At 64.7% G+C, this 25,102-nt stretch carries 17 protein-coding genes and 3 pseudogenes; 9 read left to right on the top strand and 11 right to left on the bottom strand.

Translation table 11 applies throughout. From position 1 onward, the window contains the following. The first annotated feature begins 10 nt into the window (after positions 1 to 10). Both KK483_RS06375 and KK483_RS06370 read left to right on the top strand, forming a co-directional pair. Positions 11 to 1,036, top strand: a complete 1,026-nt coding sequence (locus KK483_RS06375) for an ADP-ribosylglycohydrolase family protein (RefSeq protein ID WP_262009365.1) — start codon at positions 11 to 13, stop codon at positions 1,034 to 1,036. A gap of 21 nt (positions 1,037 to 1,057) precedes the next feature. Next, positions 1,058 to 1,269, top strand: a pseudogene (locus KK483_RS06370) (DNA polymerase beta superfamily protein); the annotation flags it as partial. Positions 1,270 to 1,606: 337 nt separating this feature from the next. Here the strand turns inward: KK483_RS06370 and KK483_RS06365 are convergent. The 5 genes from KK483_RS06365 to KK483_RS06345 all read right to left on the bottom strand — a co-directional run bounded on the left by KK483_RS06365 (position 1,607) and on the right by KK483_RS06345 (position 11,470). After that, positions 1,607 to 2,782, bottom strand: a complete 1,176-nt coding sequence (locus KK483_RS06365) for a hypothetical protein (RefSeq protein WP_262004233.1) — start codon at positions 2,780 to 2,782, stop codon at positions 1,607 to 1,609. A gap of 805 nt (positions 2,783 to 3,587) precedes the next feature. Further along, positions 3,588 to 5,267, bottom strand: a complete 1,680-nt coding sequence (locus KK483_RS06360; RefSeq protein WP_262004232.1) for an insecticidal delta-endotoxin Cry8Ea1 family protein — start codon at positions 5,265 to 5,267, stop codon at positions 3,588 to 3,590. Positions 5,268 to 5,794: 527 nt separating this feature from the next. Continuing rightward, a complete protein-coding gene (locus tag KK483_RS06355) occupies positions 5,795 to 7,108 on the bottom strand; it encodes a hypothetical protein (protein WP_262004231.1) in 1,314 nt (437 codons plus the stop codon). A gap of 1,207 nt (positions 7,109 to 8,315) precedes the next feature. Beyond that, positions 8,316 to 9,461 carry a LacI family DNA-binding transcriptional regulator gene (locus KK483_RS06350; RefSeq protein ID WP_262004230.1) on the bottom strand — a complete coding sequence of 382 codons (1,146 nt, stop codon included), beginning with the start codon at positions 9,459 to 9,461 and terminating at the stop codon, positions 8,316 to 8,318. 701 nt (positions 9,462 to 10,162) lie between these two features. Continuing rightward, a complete protein-coding gene (locus tag KK483_RS06345) occupies positions 10,163 to 11,470 on the bottom strand; it encodes an ROK family transcriptional regulator (RefSeq protein WP_262004229.1) in 1,308 nt (435 codons plus the stop codon). Positions 11,471 to 11,644: 174 nt separating this feature from the next. On the opposite strand from KK483_RS06345, the gene KK483_RS06340 reads away from it, so the two are divergent. The 4 genes from KK483_RS06340 (at position 11,645) to KK483_RS06325 (ending at position 16,159) form a co-directional block, all read left to right on the top strand. Continuing rightward, the gene (locus KK483_RS06340) at positions 11,645 to 13,510 is read left to right on the top strand and encodes an RICIN domain-containing protein (RefSeq protein WP_262004228.1); all 1,866 of its coding nucleotides are present in this window, start codon (positions 11,645 to 11,647) and stop codon (positions 13,508 to 13,510) included. A gap of 409 nt (positions 13,511 to 13,919) precedes the next feature. After that, a complete protein-coding gene (locus tag KK483_RS06335; protein ID WP_262004227.1) occupies positions 13,920 to 14,111 on the top strand; it encodes a hypothetical protein in 192 nt (63 codons plus the stop codon). A 190-nt stretch (positions 14,112 to 14,301) separates the two neighbouring features. After that, on the top strand, positions 14,302 to 14,730 hold the full coding sequence (locus tag KK483_RS06330; RefSeq protein ID WP_262004226.1) for a hypothetical protein: 429 nt from the start codon (positions 14,302 to 14,304) through the stop codon (positions 14,728 to 14,730). A gap of 193 nt (positions 14,731 to 14,923) precedes the next feature. Next, positions 14,924 to 16,159, top strand: coding sequence for an alpha-L-fucosidase (locus KK483_RS06325; protein ID WP_262004225.1), 1,236 nt, complete (start codon positions 14,924 to 14,926; stop codon positions 16,157 to 16,159). 35 nt (positions 16,160 to 16,194) lie between these two features. On the opposite strand, the pseudogene KK483_RS06320 reads toward KK483_RS06325, so the two are convergent. Then, positions 16,195 to 16,690 (bottom strand): annotated as a pseudogene (locus KK483_RS06320) (phage/plasmid primase, P4 family); the annotation flags it as partial. Between the two features lie 962 nt (positions 16,691 to 17,652). Between KK483_RS06320 and KK483_RS06315 the strand changes: the two are divergent. Continuing rightward, positions 17,653 to 19,197, top strand: coding sequence for an RICIN domain-containing protein (locus KK483_RS06315; RefSeq protein WP_262004224.1), 1,545 nt, complete (start codon positions 17,653 to 17,655; stop codon positions 19,195 to 19,197). A 703-nt stretch (positions 19,198 to 19,900) separates the two neighbouring features. Then, complete coding sequence (locus KK483_RS06310; RefSeq protein ID WP_262004223.1) at positions 19,901 to 20,362, top strand: hypothetical protein; 462 nt, start codon at positions 19,901 to 19,903, stop codon at positions 20,360 to 20,362. A gap of 319 nt (positions 20,363 to 20,681) precedes the next feature. Here the strand turns inward: KK483_RS06310 and KK483_RS06305 are convergent, their stop codons facing one another. The 5 genes and pseudogenes from KK483_RS06305 to KK483_RS06285 all read right to left on the bottom strand — a co-directional run bounded on the left by KK483_RS06305 (position 20,682) and on the right by KK483_RS06285 (position 24,472). Next, a complete protein-coding gene (locus KK483_RS06305; RefSeq protein WP_262004222.1) occupies positions 20,682 to 21,983 on the bottom strand; it encodes a GNAT family N-acetyltransferase in 1,302 nt (433 codons plus the stop codon). A 549-nt stretch (positions 21,984 to 22,532) separates the two neighbouring features. Then, positions 22,533 to 22,673: pseudogene (locus KK483_RS06300) on the bottom strand (DNA polymerase beta superfamily protein); the annotation flags it as partial. A 30-nt stretch (positions 22,674 to 22,703) separates the two neighbouring features. Beyond that, positions 22,704 to 23,174, bottom strand: a complete 471-nt coding sequence (locus KK483_RS06295; RefSeq protein WP_262004221.1) for a Rieske (2Fe-2S) protein — start codon at positions 23,172 to 23,174, stop codon at positions 22,704 to 22,706. Next, complete coding sequence (locus KK483_RS06290; RefSeq protein WP_262004220.1) at positions 23,171 to 23,788, bottom strand: DUF6529 family protein; 618 nt, start codon at positions 23,786 to 23,788, stop codon at positions 23,171 to 23,173. Before KK483_RS06290 ends, KK483_RS06295 begins: the two co-directional genes overlap by 4 nt. Before the next feature lie 18 nt (positions 23,789 to 23,806). After that, positions 23,807 to 24,472 carry a hypothetical protein gene (locus tag KK483_RS06285; protein WP_262004219.1) on the bottom strand — a complete coding sequence of 222 codons (666 nt, stop codon included), beginning with the start codon at positions 24,470 to 24,472 and terminating at the stop codon, positions 23,807 to 23,809. Positions 24,473 to 24,632: 160 nt separating this feature from the next. Between KK483_RS06285 and KK483_RS06280 the strand changes: the two genes are divergently transcribed. Continuing rightward, positions 24,633 to 25,097 (top strand): YidB family protein, encoded by a 465-nt coding sequence (locus KK483_RS06280; protein ID WP_262004218.1) that lies wholly within the window; start codon positions 24,633 to 24,635, stop codon positions 25,095 to 25,097. Positions 25,098 to 25,102 lie beyond the last annotated feature (5 nt).

The raw sequence follows: 25,102 nt of genomic DNA, 5'->3' as shown, positions 1-25,102 counted from the left end.
CGCGTCCGACATGACCCCCACCAGGACCGTCACCAAGCAGGCCGCCACCGGCACCCTGATCGGACTGGCGCTCGGTGACGCGCTGGGCTTCCCGACCGAGTTCAACGATGTGCCGTCCATCCTTGCGACGTTCGGCCCCTGGCGCGAGATGGCCTTGCCCAAGCCCGCGATCGTCACCGACGACACCCAGATGACGCTCGCCCTCGCCCGCGGGATACGGACCGCGATGGGCCGCGGACTCCTCACCCCGATGCGGCTCGCGCGGCCGGTGCGGCACGAGTTCGTGGACTGGTACCACTCCCCGGAGAACAACCGCGCGCCCGGACGCACCTGCCTGGTCGCCTGCCGCAAGCTCGACAGCGACATGCCCTGGCAGGAGGCCAGTCAGATCGCCTCCAAGGGCTGCGGTGCCAATATGCGCGTCGCGCCGGTCGGACTCGTGCCCGGTCTCAGCGAGGGCCAGCGCGCGGGCGCGGCCCAGCTCCAGGCCGCGCTCACCCACGGCCACCCGACGGCCCTCGCGGCCTCCGACCTCACGGCCCGCGCCGTCTTCCTGCTCGCCCGGGGCACGGAGCCGCTCGGCCTCGTCGGCCGGCTGCGCTCGTACGCGTACGAGAACCGCTCCCGCTACCACCACCGCTGGCTCGGCGACCTGTGGACGTACGCGCACGACGCGACGCCCGAGGCGTTCATCGAGCGCGGCTGGGACGAGTGCCTCGCCGTCCTGGAACGGCTCGCCTCCGCGGTGGGGCGCGACGCGAACCCGGAGACCGACCCGTGCCTCGCCACGGGCGACGGCTGGATCGCCGAGGAGGCCCTGGCCACCGGTCTGCTCTGCTTCCTGCTCTTCCCGGAGGAGCCCTTGCTCGCACTGCGGCGGGCGGCGTGCACCCGCGGCGACTCGGACTCGATCGCCTGCCTGGCGGGCGCGTTCGCGGGGGCGCACCTGGGGGCGGCGGCCTGGCCGAAGGAATGGGCGGAGCGCGTCGAGTACCGCAGCGAGCTGCTGACGCTGGGGGCGCTCTGGGACGCGTGATCGCTCTGGGACACTGAGGCCATGCTGGACGCGCTGAGCACGGACCTCACCCCTGTCGTCGCCGAGCAGCCCCACCCTCTGGTGTTCGCCACGGTCTCGGGCGCGCATCTGTACGGCCTCCCCTCCCGGGACTCCGATGTGGACCTGCGGGGGCCCACGTACTGCCCGTCGAGGAGTTCCTGGGGCTCCGTGAGCCCGAGGAGACCCGGTCCCGGATGTGGGACCGGGACGGCACCCCAGACCGCAAATAGCCGTAGATGGCGGCTCCTTCGGGGTCGTTGCTGAACTCGGGCATAAGGGAACACTACCTTTCATGAGAAGCGGGCAGACGAAAGAAAGGCCCCGCTCGTCGAGCGGGGCCTGGAGGGGAGAGCATCGCACCTCGGCGTGAGCTTTCCCAGGAAAGAATCCAGAGTCTGGCTCCGGATGAAAAATGGGCGAGGAAAAATTCCGTAACCCTAAAACTATCACTTCTGACCGCTGGAGACGTGTCGCGGGCCCCGGCGGTCATGCGCCGCACCCTCTTTGCGCCAGCGAAAGGAAGAAGAGAACGGCAACGAAACCGACCCGTTACTCCTTCATGCCAGCAGATAGCCATCCGGGTACTTCATCAAACCATCGCGCCTTGTAAATCCATCCATTAGCCCCAAATTTGCGAAAGTCCAAATTGTCCGGAGCATCTACACCGAAGAAATAAACTTGCTGAGTATGGTCTCCTTCATCCAGATAGCTGTCTGTACCTCTCCAGTTTGACTGAGTATGCACACCTAGCCCATTTTTCGAGAGGCGTAGGCTTTTCATGGCAGATCTAGGAAAACCGCTAATCTTTCGCGCCTCCACCGGACACTCATAATTGCTGAAGTAAGCCTTCACGCTCGCCGTGAAATCTTCAAATTTATAGAAACTCCCTGCTTCCAGGTCATACTCGTATAGATCGATATCAGTGGTTACGATCAGCCTTCTTTCATTTGGAACAGGGACGAGATCGTGCCCGCCTTCCACCCAATTCGAATACGCGGGATCACTCTTTCCAAGGCTCGCACTGGGAAACTCATGCACGTCAGTATCTGTCTGGGTGAGCGCATCCCGAGAATAATGGTAACCCACCAAGCGCGTATAGACCTTGTCCGAAGGGTTTGCTGGCCATTTACTCGTTCCAGCGGCCCAAAGGATCTGTTGTGACTCGTCCCATACGAGGGCATGGCACGACGAGAGATTATAGCCTTCCATTCTCCTCGGTGCTGAATCCGGCAGAACCGCGGGGCCCATGTCATAAACAGCGACACCAGGCTTCCTCGGTTCACTCTTCCTCGAATCGTCCCACTCTTTGAGGTCAGTCGCTATGGCCAAATTGTTGTCGGGCAGCATTTCAAGCGAATGCATCGCTCCAAGAAGTGACCCCTTTGCCCATTCCCTATAGATTCCAAAATGAATAGATTTATCCTTACAGTTGATGACCACGGCCGCATCGGCGATGATCGCCACAATCTTGCTGCCTCCGTCTGCAAATTTTGCATCCGTGACTTCTCCCTTGATGTTCCCATTCTTGTCTAAAATTGCATTGCGAAGCTGTACATACAGCTCCCCCTGCAGTGCATCGGATGCATCCTGGCCAGTCCAATTCCAGATCAATTTCCCAGTATTGGCATCATATATTTCGATACCTACCCCGTACCGACCCGTAATTACAGGAAGGCCTGGAAAGGCAGGATTCTGCTTCTCGCTCTTCGACATTTCGATCTCCATTTCTGCTAAAATGCTCGCAGCTTCCAGTCCATCGGATAGGACGTGCTGGTATTAGCATCCCGCCTCAGGCGGGAAATGTCTCACTTATCAGTATTCTGCAATTTGCCGCATTGCGTCGATACCTTAGACTGCGTCGTTGGTACGAGTGCGGTACATGGAGTGTTCACCGCGAGCGTCTATGGCCTGATTGCCGATCCTCCCCGAGTATTCCGGGCTTTCGCGGTCATCGCCTGGGGTATCGGAGCGGACGGTGTGGCGGAGACTCTCACAAGCCGAAGCAGACACCAGCGCGGCAACCGGCTCGGCTGCCAGGTCGGGGGGACCGGTTCGAAGTCGATGCCGAGGCGCGAGTACTGCTGGCGTGCTGGCAAGCGCAATGCGTCCGCAGCCCACCGCCAGCTGGTCGTTCGCGCCCGGGAAGAAGGCCACTCCATGCCGGGTGAGAGGCTGACAGGAACCCGGCCTGCCTGGCAATTCTCGCAAGTCGGCGCGCCGGGTCCGCAGTCGGGGCAGCTGCTCGGGAGGCAGGTTGGTGGAGCGCGGTCAGGGCCGAGCCCCATCCACACGGAGCCCCAGTGCCGAAGAGCCGGAGCTATACGCCTCGCTCAACAGTCCTGGGGCTCCGCCTGTTCTACCCACCACTCCTCGCCCGATTTATCATCAGCCGGGTCATGGCTGATCACAGGATCGATGGCGGCTCCCCGGACGTTCGGTGAACTCGGGAAACACCGAACACATTCGGAGGCTATCCACAACGGAACTCAAATGGCAAGCCCAGGAGGGCCCCTGTATCCGAGTGTGCCAACTAATCCGGATCCTTCTCATAATTGATAACCGGCTGGAACCACAATGTGATCCCTTCCGCGCCCTTCGGTAGGTGGCCGCTCACGACAGGAACCGTGATATCGGAAAGCTGCCACCCAGTCCCCAGCTTCACATAGGACCATTGCCCTTGGTATGTATTGGTCCCGAACGAGTCCCTGCCATCATTATCCTTGGCCCACCCGGCCGAGTCCGGATTCCCGTCACTCTCAAGATTCTTTAACTCGTCCGATGCCCTCTGGAAACAAATGCTTCCGAGTTTTGGATAAGAGGCGTTGCGGACGACTCCTACAGACGTAAAATAGTCACTTTCGTCTATCGCAGATAGTACCGACTCCCTCGCGGTGTACTCATCGTCCCTCCCTCCCCCTTCCCATCTACTTCCCTGAGTGCGCCAGTAAACCAATCCATTGACCTCTCCAGTCCACCAGACCATGAGCCACGCAATGGGGGCAGGCCGTGGCCATCGGTAGGCTAAAGTCCACTCGGAGGCTATTTGCGCAGGCGTAGGGCGTTCAAGTTGAAAAGTCGTATCCTCTTTCCGCATCCGTCCGAAGTGGTAACGGAGAGGCCGATTGAGCTCCGCCCGTACATCGGAGGGAATCTTGCCACTCAGCATATACGGCCACATGAGCGCCTTTTGAACGACAGCAACCCTCATGAGAGATTCATATTGCGAAATCATGGTACACTGGAATCCGTAATAATCCATTTCCCATTCCTTGCCGCCCGACCCTGATGGCTCACGCCACCAACCGTATTGATCGGGTCCATTTTTAGGAGTTCCATTTTCAAGCGTATCTATATAACCCTTCCAATACACCTTCCTTGCATACTCGACATAGGAATACTCGCCATGACCATCGACATCGTCAGGTTGCGGTTTCGGATTCTGGAGATCGGAAATAAAATTCACCGCCGCCTCAAGCGCACTCCGCGACACATCGCCATTTTCGACGATACCCTGGAGTTCATCGATGACTGCTTGCCGCAAAGCATCGTCATCTTGCGAGCCGCGAGCGACGGAAGTCCCAACTTTGGTAGCACGGTCATATGCGCGCCTGCAGTTATCTGCAATAGGACCTCCGATCCCCCACTCGCTTTCGTTCTTGATCGCAGAAACCAGAAGCGCTAGGCGAACATCAGCCAATGCGGCAAAAGCAGGGAGGGCCTGAACAGCTGCCGTGCCCTGCGTAGTCTTGTTTATAAGGTTCACGAGTTGCTGGTCCGCGAGCGGCAAATAGATTTTGATCTGATCAGAATTCCTCGCGTCCACTGCCGTCTGAAAGTTCGTTAGCGCAGTCAGAACACCATTTCGGCCAGCCTCAATTGATTCGAGATGGTATTTGTCTAATTCGCCTTTGACTAGCGCTTTCACCCTTTCGGCGATCTTAGGCCAGACGTCCGTGTTCTTCCGATCCGTCATCGTAAAAACCGCGGAAAAGAAGTCGAGTATGCTAGAACACGCAGGGCCAAATACGGGGATCATTCCGACAATCGCGGATACAACCGAGGAGCTGAAATCGATGACCTGATAAGGATCATCCCATTTGACATTCAAGCCCTTCTTCCCAATCCCGAAGGCGGCTTTTGTAGTGTCATGATACAATTTGACTTGTTTTTGTTCCCAGTCGGCCAGTTTCTTATTCGCATCTTCTGTCATTTTTTACTCCATGCTAAACGCTTACTAGAAGCGTGACATATTGTGAGTCTCGTGGCCTTGCGCCATGATCGTGTGTCATGGTCCTTGGTACAGGCACGAGTTGGGGTAAGTGCGAGTTGGGTCATTTTTCTCCACCACCATCAGGCGGGCCGCGTCCAGTGATTGCTGAAAATGTGCCGGAACGGCTGCCGACCAATCTGATCTCGGCAGCAGTTGCACCCCAGGCGCTCGCGAGCGGTGGCCGGCGCGGGCTAGCCATCACGCAGACTGGCTGGTATCGCCCCCTGGAGGCGCACGGATCATCCTTGTACCCTCTGTGCGACAGATGAGCAGAAATGCGTAGCGCCTGTTTTCACACCGAGGATCTGTGCGCAATTATTCATCGGCACCTCTACAGGCGTATAGTGATCAGCCATGATGCCTGCCTGATCTTCCTATTCATCCTCCCTTCTCGGCACGAACCGGTACCCAGTACACGCTCCATATATGCCGCTAGGCCCGGTTAGTCGTGAGGGACAAACTCGCAATCAGCCATTCGGAAGAAGCTCGCACATCGCGAAGTCATCTTCCACTGAGTCGGCAGGGTTCAGTGTGCGGGAAATCCGGCTCATCTCGCTGTCATGGATGCTTACCGCGTCGAGGATGAGTACCGAGGCTACTGACTTGTCCCGTGAGTTGGTATCGAGGTACTGCCGCACTGCGGTAACCGATGCCTGGTGATCGTCGGTTACCGCCGCCTGATCCAGCACTTTCAGTCCGAGAGTAAGCCACTCGGCGCACTCATCCTGCCAGGAGTTGTTGAGGTCTCTGATCACGGCTCGCTCGACTGACTCACTGCTTCGTCCGGGGGTGTACGGCTCCGGCAAGGGCACCCACGACTCTCCTCTGCCCAGGTGGATCGAGGTCGGCGGGTATCCAAGTGCGATCATGAACAGGCTGCACGGCACACACGAGGCCAGCTTGGTCGTCTCAGTCCCCACCGTGATTTCGTACGGAGTGGCGCTAGGGCCAAGACCATATGCCTTGTATATCGCCTGGATCATGCCATGTGTGTAGCCCGCGATGTCCGACAGGGTCGGTTCGCCCTCGAAAACCATTCCTTGTGTCTTCATCAGGCCCGTGATCTGGTCGGATTCGTTCAGCGCGTTCGTCGGATTCGACATCCATGTATTCGGTGAGTTCTGCGCCTTGTCGCCCCCGATCATGCCCCAGGGAACATACAAGTCCTGTGTGTTCCGCCGCAGGCGCAGACGCCACAGCTCGCTTGAGGTAGGTGGCAGCCACCGCGGGTGCGGCATCGGCGTCTCGTGCGGGACGTCCGGCTTCGGAGCCAGGAAGCGGATCGTGGACATCGGTCCGACCGGGTCCGTGTCGCCAACGGTATTCCAGTTGTCGACGAAGCCGGTGTAGGCGCCACGACCTACGTACTGTGGAAGTTGCTCGTTCCGGATCTTCTCGTACAGCACCTTGCCCTTCGGTGACAGCTCAGGCTCGTTGACCGAGTCAGGTGTTTTCTGACCGGCGAGGTGGTAAACGCCGACGACGACCGCACCCTTGGTATGTAGTGGGGCAAAACCCGCTTCGACTGTGCCGGACGGCAGCTGATTGTTCCGGCTAAGGTAGCCGACGGCGGCGGAGTTGAGGCGTTGGACGACCTCCGTGAATAACTCCCATTCCTTGTCCTTGTCCCGAGGGTCCATATCGAACCGGATCGGGACCAGATTCTTGATATACGAGACCGCGAGCCCCAGGACCGCGGCGGTCATGATGACATCGGCTTCAAAACCTGGATTGGATGTTCCGTAATCCGTCACGATTCCGCATGTCCGACGGTACGGCATGCTCGACTCCTTTCAGAGACAGGTTGATCTTTAAAATCGTGTGCACTGGAACGGCGGCGCATGCAGGCGAAGGAATCGTGCGAGCATGGAATTTTACAAAGAAATCTCTGCGGGGCCCGGGGTAATGACGAGCAGTTGATTTCTGCCGGGCGAAAGCCCGTTCGCCGGGCGTTCGCAGACGTGTGTGATCGGGGTCGAATTGATAGTGGTGGCCAAGTCGTGCGGGTGCGCGATGCGAAGGCGGCGCGTGCGGGACTCGTCGCCCTCGGACTGCAACCGTAAGGAACTTGTAGATCTTCAAGCGGGCGAAAACGCGCTCGCCTCGGTCCCGGACCTGTTGCGTCGTCACAAGCTGGCTGGCACCGAGGCTTCCGCACTCTGCGCCTCGCCCCTGAGGACCAAGGAGGAGTTCCACACACGAGGGGTGCAACTGTCTGAAGATCAAGAGTGTGGCCGAAACCCCTGACCCACACGCACAAGATGCGAGCCTCGACATGAAGAGTGACATGATGTACGAAAATCGTCAACATGCCCCTTTTCGTGCACACATCGGGTCGTCGCTGTCGTCAGATACGTTGGGGTATGCCCGGGCATGCCCCAGACGGAGGTATGACGGTACGGGTCGCGGCGGGTTGGTATTGGAGGGTGACCCAAAGGAGTCGAGCTCCGGCAATGCTCGGCCTACTAACCGCCACTCCAACGCGGACAGAGCGCTCTATCGTGGGGATACGCCCCGCTCCTCTGGCTAGCAGAGCGGCGGAGGTCTTCTCCCTGGTATGGCCACCTCGCACTTGCGCAGGCAGGAGCCGCTGCAGGAACCGTGCCCGCGGGCACGGCCGTCCGGGTGCGCCGGAGCGGTGCCTGAACGCAATCGTCCAATGCCTCTCGCTGGTGATCGCGCCGGCTGCAACTCTCGTAGTCGGGCGGCAACGGTAGATCTGTTCCCGCTGGTGCTCAGAGTCTCGCTCAGAGCAGTGATCAGATGATGCCTCAGAAGCCTCTGGCGACGGTGAGGAGACCACAGGTCGGGCACAGCGTACGTGCTGCAGTGTGTCGGGTGACGGCCTCGGCAGGGGCGAGGGCCGGTTGAGGCCCACCGGCGCCTACGGCCGTGGTTGGGCCGAAGAGTGTTCCCGGCAGGCAGAGTTGCGTAGCATTGCCCAGTGGTCTGACCATTCATCATGCGGGAATTGACACATCGGGTCCCTCATCGGCAATCGGCTGCGGTTGCATCGTGAGGGGATGTGTGGTGCCGCGCGTGCTGGCTTCCGCACGACGCTCGTACTTGAAGTGCGGGCATGAGCTCCAGGCCCCATCGCTGCGTGTTCGGATTGCCTAGACGGCGTAGCAGCAGTTGCATGGCGGCTTCGCCGATGGCTTCGCCGGGGGTGGCGACGGCGCTGAGGGGTACGTCAGGAAGGCATGCGTGCTCATCGCCGTAGGACACGATGGCGAAGTCTTCCGGAACGCGGATGTTGCGCAGAGCTAGTCGCTGGAACAGGTTGATGGCGTCCTGGTCTGTGTGCACGATCGCTGCTCGCACGCCGTCGGATTCTCTGAGCCCGAGCAATTGATCAACATCACGCTCGAACGTGTCAGAGTCCCCGAAGCTTGGACGTTCCTCCGCCGACAGGTAATCGTCGGCGATCCCCAGTGCTCTGGTAGCTGTCAGATATCCGCAGCGAATGAACGGCCGAGTGTGGGTGTTCTTGGACAGCAGCGCGATCCGCTGGTGTCCAAGCCGCGCGAGATGTCGCACAGCAAGACCGGCGCCCTCGGCATGAGCAGCACAAACATGGTCTATTCCCTCATTGTGCAGGTCCGCGGGAAGTCTGCGCTCGACCAGCACGGTCGGGATTCCTGGTGTCAGAATCCGTTCCGCTTCCGCCGCAGCAGGGCCATTGACATCCCAACTGGGGGACAGTAGTAGACCTTTCACGCCAGCTTGCGCCATTTCCCGCATCTGAATGATTTCACAAGCGAAGCTGTACCCGGAGACGGCGACGATCAAGCGAATCCCGGATGCGGAAGCGGCCGTCTGGGCCCCGCGGACAATGGGTCGGAAGTGACGTTCCAGGGTGGGGACCACCATGCCCAGCGCTTGATGTTGAGAACGGCCTGATTGACTGTGGCGATCCGGCTGCGTGTCGTGTGCGTTGAGAGAAGCCGTCTGCCGGGCAACGGAGCCATGGAGCCATCGGACCTGGCCCAGCTGGTCCAGCGCCGCTAGGTCTCGCCGCATGGTTGCCGTCGAGACACCGAGTTCCGCGGCCAACTCGGTTACTCGTACGACTTCCCTCTCCTGCACGATCTGAAGAATCCGCTCGTGACGTTCTTCTACACTCTCTTGCACGGCGCAACCCACTGTCTTTCATCATCCGGACACTACGCATGAAGACATGTGGATTCCTGAAAAACAAGAGTCAACCAGGACATTCAACCGAATACCTGACGGTGGATTTGGTAAATTCAATGATCGAATTTTTTCGATCACGAGTAGGCCCACTGCGTGATTGAACGCAGTCGCTTAAAGTCCGTTCAAGTCTTGTGATTGAATCCTCCGGTTGGGCCGTCTGGCCATTGGTGCGTACAAGGGGGTGCAGTGTATGCAGAGCAGAGCAGCTGACCGTCGGGCTGCAGCAGACAGTCGGGATTCGGAAGACAGCAACGCTCGGGGGCGCATGCGACAGAGTCGGCGGTGGTCTGGGTTCCAACGCAGCCAGTTGGCACCGAGGCGCAGTCCGCCCCGATAGGGCAGTCATGCTCATCGCCTGTGGGATAGCGTTCAGCTTTTCCTGCGGCTGTACGGTGTCCGGTACGTGGCGCTTGCCACGGCACACGCGTGGCCGCTGCGGACAGTCGGGCCTCACGGATCGCTACTGCAGCTCAGACTGGAGGTAGGCTCGCGTGCCTTGGATGCCGGTGGCGGGCCACAGAAGCTGCCGGCCGCTGCCATCGGGTGCGTGCTGAGCGGGGCCTCTGCCCATCATGGCCGTTGCCAACGAGATCCTTGCCTTTGGATCCCCCGCTCGACCGGGTGCATTGCCGTTCGAGTCAATAGACCTCTGACTGGCGGCATGGCTGGGGCAGGTCACGGCGCTCGTGGTGTCCGCTGGGGTCCTGGTACACCGCGTCGAGGGCCAGGTAGGCGCCCCCGCGGGCGGCGGCGGTGAAGCCCAGTGTGGAGAGCTGGACTTGGCAGCCTCCGGCGTTCGGGGCCATGACCCGGTCCCGGACCACGTGCTGGACGCGGTCGAGCATCAGGCAGCCGATGTGGGTGAAGTACCCGCCGAGTACCACAGCACCGGGGTTGAAGACGTCGGCGAGCAGGGCGATCCCGATTGCGAGGTCGTCCGCAACGCGGTCGAGCGCGGCAAGGGTGCGGGAGTCGCCGGCCTCCGCGCGGCGGCGGAGTTCCGCGAGGCGGGTCTCCAGTTCGACGGCTGGGTCGTGGATGGCGTCGTCCTCGTCGGCCGCGAGGCGGAACATGGTGTCGAGGCCGACCATCGTTTCCCAGCAGCCGAAGCGTCCGCACACGCAGGCGCGGCGCTCCGGGCTGAGCGGCATGTGGCCCACCTCGCCGGCGAAGCCGGTGCGGCCGCGCAACAGGCGTCCGTCGCTGATGATGCCGGCGCCGATGCCGCGTTCGCCGGTGATGCAGATCATGTCGTGCATGTCCGTGTCCTGCACGTGTACGTATTCGGCGATGGCGCTGGCTTTGGCGTCGTTCTCGAGGGTGAGTCGGGGCGGGGATGGCGCGAGGCGGGTGCGCAGTTCGCGGGTCACGGGGACGTTGCGCCAGCCGAGGGCGGGGGCGTACTGGAGCGTGCCCGGGGTTTGGTTGATGACGCCGGGCACGGCGAGGGTGAGGCCGATGGGGCGCTTGCCGTCCTGTTGCAGGGCGGACATGCAGTCCTGGACGGATTGCGCCGTGTGGTCGAGGAGGGCGTCGGTTCCGGCGCGGGCGGCGGCGATCGTGCTGCGGTGCTCGTAGGCGGTGTCGCCGGTGAGGGCGAGTGCGAGAACGTGCACGTAGTGGGTACTGATCTCGACGCCGATGCCGCAGATGTCCCGGCCGTCGAGTTGGACGAGCGTGCCGGGACGGCCTACGGCTCCATCGCGTTGCACTGGTCCCTCGCGGACCAGGCGGAGGGAGATGAGTTCGGCCACCAGGTTGGTGATGGTCGGCTTCGGCAGCCCCGTGTCTTGGGCGAGCTGGGCACGCGAACGAGGTCCGGCATCGCGCAGGATGCGCATTACCACACCGAGGTTGGTGCGCCGGATGGACGGTCGGTCGCGCGGCCGGAAGGGCCCGGAGAGGGAATTGTCCACCGTCACCGCCGTTCGCAGGTCAGTCTTCACTCGTTCCTCGGTCTCTGGTCGGGGAGATGCAGATGCGCATCATGACAGGTCTCCGGCACCGAGCGTTACGAATCATTGACAACGCGTTCATTGATTCGGACTCTAGTCAAACTATCCATCAGGGCTTCGGCAACTCTCGCAAACAAGGCCTCAGTTGGAGAAGGAGAGCTCTCTGTGTCAGCTCGTTGGAGAACGACGGTCCCTGTCGCGCTCGTCACGGTGGCCGCGGCGCTGGCCGGCACGCTGTCGGCGGCACCGGTGGCCGCATCCGCGTCCGTATCCGGAACCGCGGGCGAGTCCGCGGCCGCGCCCGCTGATTCGCCCACGTACAGCGTCACCATCGGCGCCAAGGGCCCGTGGACCAATCCCGACGACACTCCCGCCGGTACCTACATCGACAAGAACGGCGCCTTCTACTACCAGTCCGCCCACGCCCTGTACGAGGAGGACGCCCCCCGCAAGTGGACGTTCCACCGCGGCAAGGACTTCGACACCGCCCAGCGCGACGCCGCCCTGAGCGACGCGGTGAACCCCGCCAACGCGCTGGACCGCAACGACGACACCACCTGGCGCTGCAACAACAGCCCCACCGGCCGTGAGTCCACGTACGCCCCGGGCACCTCGCACTACTCGCAGCGCAACTACTGCGACCTGATGGGCGTGTGGGTGGACCCGGACACCGGCGACTGGTACGGCCTCGTCCACAACGAGTTCACCCCGGACCCGTTCGGCGACGGCCTCCACTACGACGCGATCGACTACGCCGTCTCCCGTGACCAGGGCAGGACCTGGGACATCAAGGACCACGTCCTCACCTCGCACTACAGCACCGAGCGCGGCGACAACGAAGCGTTCCCCAACGACCTGTACCACTACGGCAACGGCGACCCCCGACTGTTCGTGGACACCGCCTCCGGCTACTTCTACGTCTATTACAACTCCCGCGCCATCCCCAAGGGCGGCGTCCCCGGCGGATGGACGGACGGCAGCAGGGGGCACGTCGCCCGCGCGCCGATGTCCGCCAAGATGGCGGCCGGCTCCTGGAAGAAGTGGTACGACGGCTCCTGGTCCCAGCCCGGCATCGGCGGGCTGGAGAGCAACATGGAGCCGGTCGACGCCGACAACCAGACCGGCTACACCCCCGTCGAGAACGACTACGACCCGGCCAACCCCGGCACCGTCGCCGAACAGCAGGCCGCAGGGGAACTGCCCGCCAAGTCGGACCTGCTGACCATGAACATCGCCTACAACGCCCACCTCGGGCTGTACATAGGCCAGCCCGAAGCCATCACGCAGGACGCCACCCAACCGCAGCGCTTCTACGCCACCGACAACCTCGCCACCCAGAAATGGAAGCTCATCGGCGACTCCGGCGACTACCTGTCAGGCTCCTGGTACCGCTGGATGCTCGACTCGGTCAACAAGACCGGCTCCACCATCCTCGGCAAGAACTTCCGCAGCTACTGCTCCTGGGAATGCTCCGACAGGACCTCCGGCGAGTACTACAACACCACCATCGCAACCAGCCACCCCGCCGCCCCCGTCCGCTCCCAAACGGCCTACACCATCAGCAGCGGCAACGGCCGCGTCCTCGCACAGGCCGAAAGCGGCCGGGCCACCACCTCGCTCCCCGCGGGAAGCGGCTCCAGCCGCAGCAAGTGGACCTTCACCTCCAACGGCGACGGCTCGTACCGCATAGCCAACACCGCCGGCGGGGAACTCCTCGGTGTCGACTCCCACCGCAACAGCGGCCGCGCCTGGGCCGCCAAGCCGACCATGGCCAAAGCCCCGGCGGGCGGCCCGGCCGTCGGCCAGCAGTGGTTCATCATCCCCGGCAAGAACACCAACGGCACATCCACCGGCACATTCCGCATCGTCAACCGCTACAGCGGACTCGTAATCGGCATGTCAGGCCACACGCACCGACTGGCCGAAACCACACCCACCCGCGCCTGGACCGACACCACCGGCAACCCCATCGGCAACGGCCGCACCACCACCGAGCAAACCCTCACACTCACACCCGCCGGTCAGACATGAAGACCGCCGGCCGGAATGGCAGTCCGCTCCGGATGAGGCGACGGCGCCGCAGGGCCACAGCCCCGAACCGCTTCGACTCGGCAAACTGACTGTCACCGGAGCGTGCCGACCACCTCTACAACGCGGTGCTCCGGGGCCTGGGCCTCGGAGCACCAGCCGCGCCGGAAAGCCCTACCCGTCAGCGAGTCCACACTCACCAGTCGGTGCGGAAGTCGAGCCGGCACGCCAATCAACCAGCAGCTGATCGGTGTCGGCTCCACGCAACAACGCCAGCCGTGCGTGAGTCGTAGAGCCGACGGCGACTGCCGGTCAGCGGGCTGCTCATAGACCGCGTCGGACCAATTCCGCCACCACAACGGTCCCGGTCACCATCACCAACACCTCCGGCTCGACCACGCCCGCCACCCAGATGCAGAGCTTCAGCGGCACGGCGGGCTTCTCCGGCAGCTGGAAGTACTGGAACGTCCCGTCGCTGGCACCGGGCGCGAGCTGGTCGACCGAGCTGCCGATGACCGTGGCGTCGAGCTATGACGCGAGCACCGCCCTGCTGCACATCCGCACCGGGCTGAGCGACACCCGATGGGCGGTCGTCGTCCAGTAGCGCACCGGTCCGAAGCCCGCAGGCCCGCGCGGGGACTGAGGGCTTCACGTACGTCGCGGCCCGGCCCATCACGGTTCAGCCAGGTGGATTCATCGGAGGTATTGCTTTTCATTTCCCTCAAAGAGGCCGTTCTTGCGGGTATGGTGCGTTGATAGATCCCATGTCTAGCGAGTGTCGTTCGAGGAGTTCCATGGCCATCCACGTATCGCCCCAGGGCGACGACGACGCTTCGGGCACGGCCGCACGGCCGCTGCTGACCCTGGAGGCCGCGCAGCGCAGGGCCCGCGCCGCCCGCGCCGAGGCCGGGCCGGTCAGGGTCGTGGTGCACGAGGGCACCTACCACCTGACAAGGACCCTCACCTTCGGCCCCGAGGACTCCGGCACATTGCAGGCCCCGGTCTTGTACGAGGCCGCGTCCGGCGCGAGGGTCGTGCAGAGCGGCGGCCGGGTGCTCGCTCCGGAGTGGCGGCCGTACGAGCGCGGTGTCCTGGTCGCCGGGATCGGCAGGGGGCTCGACTTCGACGAGCTGTTCGTGAACGGTCGCCGGCAGTCGAACTCGATACAGGGGCAGCACACCACCCGGATGTACTGGGACTGTCCGGAGGCGGCGTCCCCGTGACAACGCTCACCAGCTTCCACTTGGACCGCGGCAGGAAAGGACCGTGTGGCAAGGTACACGCGCGCCCCGTACCGCAGAAAGTGCCCCTCCCTGACTCACACGACCCGGCGCCGCCTTCTCATCTGCCCAGACGTTTGTCTGGCATCCCAAGCGTTCTTCCGCACTGGCTTTTCACTATATGGAGCACACGGACGTGTCTACGCAGTCCTGGTTCGCCGAGGCCAAGCTCGGCATTTTTGTCCACTGGGGGATATCGGCGGTCCGGGGCATTGCCCCGCCTCGGGCTTATGAGCCTGGCCGGATCTCGTACCAGGAGTACATGGAACAGCTGCACGGATTCACCGCTGCTCGCTACAACCCCGACACCTGGGCCGAACTGTTTGCACGTGCTGGCGCCAGGTATGCAGTGCTGACCGTGAAAGACCGCGACGGAATCGCCCTGTGGGACACCACGACCACGAAACGGTCCGTTGTCACGGCCACCGCAGCGCGCACCGACCTGGTCCGTCCGTTCGTCCAATCAATGCGTCGGCACGGGCTTCGCGTCGGGTTCTATTTATCACCTAGCGACTGGAGCGATCACGCCCTTACGACGAGTCGCCCCTCGCACCCCAGTATCCCGGTGCGTGAGAGCGAACCGGCCGATCCCCCGCACGATAGTGGCCTGTCGGCGAGCGTTGCCGCTCGCCGACAGGCTCACGAGCTTGTCGAAAATTACAGGCCCGACCTGCTGTGGCTCAACAGCTCACCGACCGATGGCCAGGGTCGCTCATGGCCAACTGAACTACCTGACACGTTCGCGGCCCTGAATGCGCAGACCACCATCACCGAGCAGCTTGAGGACCATGGCGATCACGACACTCCCACTGTGGCCACTTCGATCGTCCCCGCCGACGGGGCCTGGCAACTGTGTTACCCCCTCGATACCACCAACGCCAGCCAATGGACGGGCACTCACCAGCTGGCTCTCAACGAGCTCATAGGCGTCTTCGCCGACACCATCTCCGCCGGCGGCAACCTACTCCTCAAAACCAGCCCACACGAAGACGGTACCATCCCACCAGGCCACTTCATGCAACTCACAGCCCTGGGGAATTGGATCCGCCGCAACTACGACGCCTTCCACACGACCACCCCGAGCCTGCCTTACGGGCACTACGACGGCCCCTCCACCCTCTCCCAAGACCGCCGCACCCTCTTCCTCATCTGCACCCGCACACCCCCCGGCCCGATCACCGTACGAGGGCTCCGCAACACCGTCCGACGCGCATACATACTCAGCACCGGCGCGGCCCTCTCCTACCAGGTGACCAACGGCCTGCCCGCCTGGGGCATCCCCCACGTCATCCACATCGAGCCACCCGCCACACCCAACATCATCGTCCTCGAGCTCAAGGGCGAACTCGATCTTTCCCAACCATCGGCATAGCCAGGCCTCGCTGGTTCGCTTGGGGCGGCGTCCAGCTTGTAGGCGGCGTAGAGGCTGGTCTGCTCGGCCCGGTGGTCGGGGTTCAGGGGCGCATCGTTCGTCGAGGAACCGGCCGGTGTGATCCTCGGTTTCGGCGTAGGCAGTGGTAGCGATGCGGACGCGGGCGGGACCGGCGAGGTATTCGTCGCCTGCGAGGTAGCGGTGGGCTCCGTCGACGAGCCGGTTGAGGATGCCGAGGCCTTCCTCGGCGACGAGGACGTCGGCGAGGTTGTCGATCTTACGGTCGTCGGGAACGACGCGTTCGAAGGGAATCAGGCGCATGCGGTGCCAGAAGGCGAAGCCGCCGGTTCCTACTTCGGGGCGGTGGTTGCCGAGCAGCCAGAGCTCGTGGGTGGGGTCGATGCTGAAGAAGCCCTGGCGAATGCGGCAGGCCTTGAATCAGCCGCCGCCGGTGAGGAGTTTGATGCGGGCACCGTCGAACCCGTCGCCTGGTTTGCTCTCGGAGCAGACGACGACGCGGCAGCCGTGGAGAAGACTGACGGCAACAGCGACTGAAGCGACCCGGCTGCCCCTTCGCTGGACCACGGTGCCCATCGGCCCCGATGATCCAGGACTTGAGTCGCCTGGGCCGCTTCAGTCGCTCGCTCTCAGGCGGAGTGTCGGGCACGGTCTGACCGAGCCTTGGCTCAGTCTGCCGACGGCATCGGTCCATGCCGGCCTCGGCGCGCCCGCGGCATCGCCCTGCGGAGCCCCATCGTCGGAGATATCGTCGCCGTACTGGTGACCGGCACGTACTGCTACCCGCTCTCCAACAACTACAACGGAGTCCGGGGTCCCTCGTCGTGTTCTGCCGCGACAGCGATGGCGAGAGGCGTACACCGGAACATCACCGCCGACTGAGCTGCCGAGGTGACCTGACGTGGATGGCGTCAGGCTCAAATGGAGGCGCCACCAATCAGGCGCACCAAGCCGAAGGTGCTCAGTACGGCTTCCAGTGGGCTGCCGAGGTGAGACGGCCCCGGCCGTACTGCGTCCCGCTTTACCGGGGACGGGGCATCTCCCACGCACTCCATACCGGCGCAGGCCGGAATCAAGCTTAAACCTCCCCCCAGACGCGGATGACCTCAAACTCCCGAAGGGACAGCCCTGGGTAACGCGCTCGAGGTCCGGAAGGAGGTGCGTGTGCATTACGGGGGCCAGCCGCTGACCGACCGCATCTTTCGCCGTTCTGGTCAGGTCCGGGGGTGGGGACTTTCGGCCCCGAGCCCTTGCGACCTTCTTCTCTGGGTTCAGACCGTGCTCCGCTGGATCCTGATGCCATGTCACATACACCGAGAGATAAAGATCGTTGGCTTGGTGCTGCTGTTGGTCGGGGGGTGTGGTTGTGGCGCTTTCTGGGTGCGCTGGGTGTGCTTGTCACTGTCGTCAGTACTACCGCGGGTGGTGGGGCGCGTGCGGTCGCGGATGATGGTCCGGGGGATCCTCCTCAGTGGGTGTGGCATGCGTCTTCGCTGGCCCCAGGTGAGATTGAGAAAGACGGGGCTGTTTTCCCGAAGGGGTTGGATGGGACGCGGCCGGATCAGCCGCCGCCGAACCTGAGCCTCTATCTGCATGTTCAGGGCACGCTTTCGGGGGCGAGCCGGTACGACTCCGGCTATGTGGGCACGACGACCGACCGGGACTACGCGCTGCGTCGGATCACCGAGCGGTTCGGTGGTAACGGCTTCCTGTACCGGGTGCGTGCGACGCCGAACTTCGTGGACGTGGCGGGCTCCTTGCGAGGCTTCTACAACCGGGCTTCCGAGCACGAGTATGCGGCCATGGGCGGTTTCCGGTTTGACCAGATCATCGACTGGGAGGAGATCTCTTTCGGGCAGTCCCAGCCCGGTGAGAGCAACGCTGCCTACGACGCGGACCGCTACCGTGGCCTGCGTGCGAGCGGGGGGCAGCCGCAGTTGGCTGGGTTCCCGTCCGGGCACGCGGCCTGGTCCCAAGAGCCGTGGCGGCAGTACGCCTCCTGCAACTCGGCCACCTCCCATGCACGCATCGAACGCACGGCGGATGCACCGGCTGAGCAGTGCGCACCGGTACACCGCCCGTACGATGAGGGGCTGGCTTTCTGGCACTCCGTCAAACAGGCCGGCCATGTGCCCGACCGGTGGTTCACCGGCAACGGCACGGCACTGCAACTGGTGAATGCCGCGAGCGGACGGGTCGCGGAGAACGAGGACGCTGCGGCCAACGGGGCGGGGATCACGATGTGGGACGCGCATCGCGGCACGTGGCAGCAGTGGCGGCTGGAACGAGCGGAGCACGACACCTACCTGGTGGTGAACCTCGCCAGTGGGAAAGTCCTGGACGGCAAGAACAGCACCAAGGACGGCGAGGCGGTGGTGCAGTGGGAACGCGACAACCAGCCGTGGCAGCGCTGGCTCCTCCAGCCCGCCGACGATGACCTCTTCCGCCTGGTGAACGCGGCCACCGGCATGGCACTCGACCTCACCGGCGACGACGAAGGCGCGGCCGTGATCCAGCGGCCGGTGTCCGCGTCCGGGACCCAGACCTGGCGGCTGCGCATGACCGACCCGTTCAACCGGCTTACCGGAGTACCTCTGCTGCTTACCAACAAGGCGAGCGGCAAGGTAATAGACGGACGCGACGTGCGGGCAGACGGCGAGCGCGTGGTCCAGTGGGAACCGAACGGGCGTCCCTGGCAGGAATGGACACTGGCCGCAGCCGGTGACGGAACCTACGTGATCACCAGTGTGGCCACCGGAAAGGTACTCGACGCCGGGAACGCGCCCGGTGCCGGGATGGCCGTAGAACAGTGGGATCGCAGCGACGGGCGGCCCCAGCGGTGGCGGATTGAACTCGATGACAAGAGCGATGCCTTCACGCTCACAGAAGTGACAAGCGGCCTCGTTATCGGCAACGACAATCACACACAGGACGGCGCAGCCCTCACCTTCCAGCCCAACAACCCCGCTGGACACACCTGGCAGAAATGGACCATCGAACCCACCGACCCCACGCCCTGAACCGCACTGCCTGACCGGGCTCCCAAGAGCGGAACTCTGGGGCACCGCTCCGACACCGGCAGCAGAGATTGGTGACCGCGATGGCCCTGGTCGTCGTGGTCACCAATCGGCTGAAACCAGGAAGCGGGCGGCCTCTCGGCTCCCTTCGGTGGCGACGGTGCTGACGCGTGGGTGTGTGCGCAGGAGGGAGAGTGCGGTGGCTACATGGCGGGCGGTAGCGGTGTGACGTGGAGACGTCGCTGGTGCGGGCGTCTCGCCGATCCTCACAGCCTGGGTGGCCGTGTCCGGTGCCCTTCTGTCCTGAGTCAAAAGGAGGGCGGCACATCCCTGAGCAGGGTGCCGCGTGAAGTGCGGCCGGGGTATGGCAGCACTGCCGCTCCCGTGCAGCGCCAATCCACAGGCGCAAAAGGGTCGTTCGACCCTATTGGTCATGATCGACACGTCTCATCATGAGTTCATGATCTTGACGAATACATACCGGTTACAGTCCAGGTTGCGCTCTTCAGGCGTCTGCCTGGCTCTCGCTGGTGCAGCTGTTCTCCCACCGGCAGACGCACATGCCGCCCCGGCGGCGCCGGCTGGCACATCCATGTCCCCCGCCGGTCATCGCTTCGACGCGGTCGCCTCGGGGCCCATCGTCTTCGAAGCCGGACCAATCACCGTCACCTGCGTGGTCTCCGAGTCACGCGCACAGACTGGCGCCGTGGCGTACAACACGATTCCCCCAGCGCCCGGCAACGCCAACCCCCAGGGGCCGGTCGCCGTCCGTATCAAGGCTCCGGTCTTCAAGGACTGCAGCACGGATGTACCAGGGCTGCGGGTAGCCGTAGAGACCAACGAGAACAACGGCCCCTGGCAGATCTCCCTGCAATATGGCAAGCCGAGCACTGCCCGTCTGTCCATCCCTGCAGGCGGCTTCGTTTTGAAGACCAGCGGGCTCCTCTCCTGCACAGCCACTGCCGCACCAGACGCGGTTGCCACCGCGCAAGGCCACTGGGAAGAGGGCAGCGGCTCCGCGCTCACCATGGAGCGTGCCCAAATCCCTGTGAAGATCGAGGGCTCGTTCTTCTGCCCCACATCCGTCACCACCGCCACCATCACTGCGCGGTACGCGGTGCACAACACCACTGACCCGGACGACGCGATCACCGTCGATCCTGCGTGACCACCAGGACGCCACCGCCCGAGTCGGTTCGGGGCAGATCCTCCCCAGCCCAGCCCCCGCTTATCGAGCGGTGGCGTCCTGGTCATCAGTGCGCCTTGCACTGCTCAAGGTCCTCCACGCGCAGGTACAGCCAGAGTTCGCCGCGCTCTCTTGCGCGTCTCCGCGCAGGTCATGCCGGCCGGCCCTGGATCGCCCGACCGTGCCGGTCAGGGCACTTGCTGCGGCGCTGAGCACATCTCTGCCCCGGGCCCGGCCCCTGTTGGGAGGAGTCGGGCCCGAGGGCAGAGAGTGGCGAGTGCTCATGGCCGCCTGAGGGGGGTCACAAGCGGGGCAGCAGTGAGCGGCAGAAGGCGTGCGGCAGCCAGGGGGCCATGGGCGAGGCGAAGGCTGCGGTCGCGGCGGTGAGCGCGCCGGGCCGGTGCTCACGGACACGGCCGGCTCCGGCCAGTTCGGTGAGGGTGGTCCCGCCCAGGTAGGCCGAACCGAGTGCGGTGGCGTCCAAGGAGAGGTCAGGGGCGCGTTGGGTACGGGTGCACACCGCCCCGGTGCCGTCTGCGCTCAGGCGCCAGCGGCCCTGGTTCCAGGAGGCCAGGGCGTCCTCGATTTCCACGACCAGGTCGAGTCCGGTCGCGTAGGTGCGTGCGCTCAGCGCGACGGGGGCGTCCACGACGCGTACGTACAAGCTGTCCAGCACGGTGGGCGTGCAGTGGCGTACGTCCGACACCAGATGCAGGAACGGATCGTCCACCGGCCGGTTCACAGCGATCACCCGCGAGGTGAGGTCGGTCTCCAGCAGGAAGCGCCACAGTGCGGCGTAGGCGCGCGGGTCCCGGGCCTCGATGTCGCGGACCCGGACGGTGCCTTCGGCCGTATTGGTCCGGGACCAGTCGACGGCAACCGTATACCGGGCGTAGCCGACCACCTCGCCGGCCATCCGGGCGACGACGCATTCGAGTGGGGAGGCGCCCTGTCGCCAGGCGGGCGGGTCGAGCAGCGGCAGCAGTTCCCAGCCGTCGGAGCGGGCCAGCATTGCGGGGCGCAGTGGGACCTGGCGTGCGTAGAACTCCTCGCAGGCGGCGAGGGCCTTGTGCGGGTCCTCCACGGTCAGCTCCACCTCAGTCTCGCCGCTGGGCGGGGCGGTGAGCCGGACCCGGCGCGAGGCGATGTCCAGGGAGAGCTGACGGGCCGCGACCCCGTAGCCGAACCGCCCGTAGATGGGTGCCTCGGAGGCTGTGAGCACGGCGAGCGGCTCGCCCAGGCGCTGGAGCGATTCCAGCTGATGGCGCATCAGAGTGCTGAGGACACCGCGTCGGCGGCAGTCAGGCTGGACGCTGACCATGCTTACGCCGGCGGTGTCCACGAGCCGCCCGCCGGGGACGGTCATCCGGAAGGAGAAGACACCTGCCGTGCCGGCGATGGCGCCGCAGTCTTCGACGACCACGCAGCGGTGCGGCTCGGCTAGGGACCGCCACAGGTCGGTGGCCTCTTGAGGTTCGGTTTCGCGGAACGCGCCAAGCACCGCAGCGTAGAAGGACGGCCAGCGGTCAGCCGCAAGGGCCCGTACCTCCCACGAGGGAGGCGGCAGGCCGCGGGTGACGGGCTGGGTGGACGATGACAGCATCTACAGCACCTTCCAGTTCTTCGGTGGTCGTCGCCCATCTCTATCAACGGGAACCAGGGGTTCACAGGGAGCTGAGCTACTTCACGCCACTCAGACATCCTCTTCGATTCAAAGGGATCGTTCGTAACTTTCCTGTCAATTCAAGGCAGATGGAGGTGATTCGCTGGGAAGGTGGAAGTATCTGGCATCGCTTCTTTGGCGGGAAGGCGCCAGGTCCTCAGCCCCGGATCCCCACTCGATCTTGAGCCGGTTCCCCGGGCGAGTTCGCCCTTGAGGCGGTGGTGGCGCTCGGTCCGACTGGCCGGGTCAACGGCCGCCCTCACGCGTGCTGCTTTTCGTCACCCGCGCTCGTGCACTTCGTCACTACCCCCACTGCCACCGGAGCGGGAAGCCCACAAGGCGCCTCTGGGCCCCTTGAACGTGAGACCGGCGGGCGGGGCGGCCCCGGCCGTACTGCGTCCCGTCACGGGGGCAGGGTCACGGTGCGACGCCGTCGTGGTTTGCCGATGTCGGTCACGACGTCTCGATCGAGGAACAGGAGAGCGGTTAGAAACGCCAGTACAGCGCGGTGGGTGCCAGGAGGACCCCGCGGCGGTCCGTGTCGCTGTCGTCCGTCGCCAGGCCGAAGGCCCGGGAGCCCATCACACAGGAGTAGACCGTGTGGTCACGGACGAGCGCCTCGGGAGTCATGGCGGACAGGCTACGGGTGCCCGTCCGCGGCTACGCGAGGCGGATCTCGTCCCCGGAGACGGTGATCCGCTTCGCCTCCAGCGGCCGCTGCGCCGGGCCCCTCTCGACCGAGCCGTCCTCGATGCGGAACCTGCTGCCGTGGCAGGGGCAGTCGATGGTGCCGTCCTCGACCTTGTCGACCGTGCAGCCCTGATGGGTGCAGATCGCCGTGAACGCCTTGAAGTCACCCGCCGCGGGCTGGGTCACCACCACCTTCTGCGCCGCGAAGACCTTCCCGCCGCCCTCCGGGATCTCGGCGGTCGTGCCCAGCACCTCGCCCCCGGGCGGGGGCGGGCTGCCGGTCTGTTCCTGGGCGGTGGGCGAGGAGGGCGCCTCCGGGACGAACGACTCGCCGCCTTCGGTCTCCTCCTTGTACTCGGTGCAGCCCGCCACCACGACGGCCGCACCTGTCAGCAGGACGCTGCGGCGCGTGGCGCCCGCCCTGCCCGTGTGGTCACTCATGTCGTCACTCCGAACACGCGGAAGAACCAGAGAACCGAGGTCAGCCAGAGCATCATCAGCGCGGCGAAGACGAGCCCTCCGGCGATCGGCAGCAGCCACCCCGGTAGCCGCTCCATACGCAACAGCAACATCTTTGCGCTGAACGCCCCGAAGAAGAAGCAGCCGAAGAACGAATGCAGCGTCACCCGTGTGTCGTACGTCTGGAAGCCCAGGGCGTACAGGCAGTGCACGGCCACCGGCACGGCCACCAGGAACGCCGCCCGGCCCGACCAGCGGTGCAGCACCGGAGTCCAGGACCCGGCCCGTACGCCCGGCATCTGCCCGTACATCGTGAGCGCGGAGAAGAGCTGGACGAGGCCGAAGGCGAAGGCCACCGAGGTCAGCCAGGACTTCACCGCCTTGGGGCTGCTGAAGCCGGCCAGGTTGAAGGCGGTGGCGGCCGGGTCGTGCACCTTCCCGTACACCCCGAGGGCGACCGCGACGGCCGCCCCGACGAGGGCGGGCACGAGCAGGCGGACCGCGCCGGGGCCGGCCTCCGACGACGCGAGGGGCGGTGGCGGCGGTGGCGGCGGAGGCGGGAAGGACTGGTTCTGCGTACGCGGGTCCTCGCTCATGACGCACCTCGGGGCGGCTCAGGGGACGACGGGGCGGGCGGTCATCGGGGTGCCGTCCACGACGACGGCGCCGGTGGCGGTGTCGATCGGGGGAGCGGCGGCGGGCTTCCCGTCGCGGCTGACGATCCCGACCTGGCTCCCGTCCTGGAGGACGATCCAGCCGCCCCTGAGCTCGGCGCCGCGCACCTGGGCGGTGGCCCGGTAGAGGCCGGACGGCTTGACCGCCTTGTCGGCGCTGAAGGGCCAGTTTCGGTCACCGATCTCGACCGTCCCCGTCGCCTTGCCCCCGGTCAGGACGGCGTCCAGTTTCGCGCCGCTCTCGCTGCTGGTCAGGTGCATGTCGCCGTCGTCCTCCACCGGTCCGCGCATCCACGCCTCCCGGGTGCGCCCGTCGCAGAAGTACGCGATGGCCTTGTCGCCGCGGAGCGAGATGGCGACGGACGCGGTGTTGTCGGTCGTGCGGCCCGCGAACTCGGTCTGCGCCGCCGCGTTCGGCGGTGCGGTCGGCGACGGGCTGGCGGCAGGGGGCGGCGGGGGAGCGGGGGTGCGGGGACTGGGGCTCGGGCTCGGGGTCCTGTCGGCCGACGTGGGCACCGGCTTCCCGGTCATCGAGTTGAGCGCCAGCATGAACAGGCCGAGCACCAGCCCGGCGGCCAACGTGATCAGCGGTCCTGAGCGCTTCATCGGCGCCTCCCGCGGAGACGGCGGGGAGTGGGAGCCTCCATGCCCCCGACGCTACGGCACGTGTTCGATGGTCGACGATCCGTAGTGGTCCGAGTGGCGGCAGGGTCGGGCGTGGGTGACATTTGGCGTAATCCCCCACCTACACACGAGAGGCAGGATCATGGCGGGAAGCGATCTCGGAAGTCTTCTGGGCGGTCTGCTCGGCGGCGGTCAGGGCGGCGCTCAGGGCGGCGGTCAGGGCGGCGCGGGCAACATCCTCGGTGCGCTCTTCGACGCCTTCACCGGCGGCGGCCAGAGCGGCGGGGCACAGGCCGGTGCTCAGGCCGGTGCCCAGGCCAGCCCCCTCAGCGGGCTGATGGACATGCTCGACAAGTCCGGCCTGGTCGACCAGGTCCAGTCGTGGATCGGCACCGGTGACAACCAGCCGGTCAGCGGCGAACAGGTCAAGGAAGCGCTGCCGACCGAGACGCTGGACAAGGTCGCGCAGCAGAGCGGTGTCACGCCGCAGCAGGCAGCGGACGAGATCGCGCAGTCCCTGCCGAAGGCCGTCGACAAGCTCACCCCGAACGGGCAGCTCCCGCAGGGCGGCTCGCTGGCGGACATCATCCGGCAGCAGTCCGCCTGACCCCG

Origin of the sequence: Streptomyces sp. FIT100 (genome assembly GCF_024584805.1) — a bacterium.
Classification (GTDB): Bacteria; Actinomycetota; Actinomycetes; order Streptomycetales; family Streptomycetaceae; genus Streptomyces.
This window is presented reverse-complemented; position numbering and strand designations above follow the sequence as displayed.

Coding starts and splice junctions, on each gene's coding strand:
- KK483_RS06375 (WP_262009365.1), top strand. CDS start 11: ATGACCCCCACCAGGACCGTCACCAAGCAGGCCGCCACCGGCACCCTG.
- KK483_RS06365 (WP_262004233.1), bottom strand. CDS start 2,782: ATGGAGATCGAAATGTCGAAGAGCGAGAAGCAGAATCCTGCCTTTCCA.
- KK483_RS06360 (WP_262004232.1), bottom strand. CDS start 5,267: ATGACAGAAGATGCGAATAAGAAACTGGCCGACTGGGAACAAAAACAA.
- KK483_RS06355 (WP_262004231.1), bottom strand. CDS start 7,108: ATGCCGTACCGTCGGACATGCGGAATCGTGACGGATTACGGAACATCC.
- KK483_RS06335 (WP_262004227.1), top strand. CDS start 13,920: ATGCAGAGCTTCAGCGGCACGGCGGGCTTCTCCGGCAGCTGGAAGTAC.
- KK483_RS06330 (WP_262004226.1), top strand. CDS start 14,302: ATGGCCATCCACGTATCGCCCCAGGGCGACGACGACGCTTCGGGCACG.
- KK483_RS06305 (WP_262004222.1), bottom strand. CDS start 21,983: ATGCTGTCATCGTCCACCCAGCCCGTCACCCGCGGCCTGCCGCCTCCC.
- KK483_RS06295 (WP_262004221.1), bottom strand. CDS start 23,174: ATGAGTGACCACACGGGCAGGGCGGGCGCCACGCGCCGCAGCGTCCTG.
- KK483_RS06290 (WP_262004220.1), bottom strand. CDS start 23,788: ATGAGCGAGGACCCGCGTACGCAGAACCAGTCCTTCCCGCCTCCGCCG.
- KK483_RS06285 (WP_262004219.1), bottom strand. CDS start 24,472: ATGAAGCGCTCAGGACCGCTGATCACGTTGGCCGCCGGGCTGGTGCTC.
- KK483_RS06280 (WP_262004218.1), top strand. CDS start 24,633: ATGGCGGGAAGCGATCTCGGAAGTCTTCTGGGCGGTCTGCTCGGCGGC.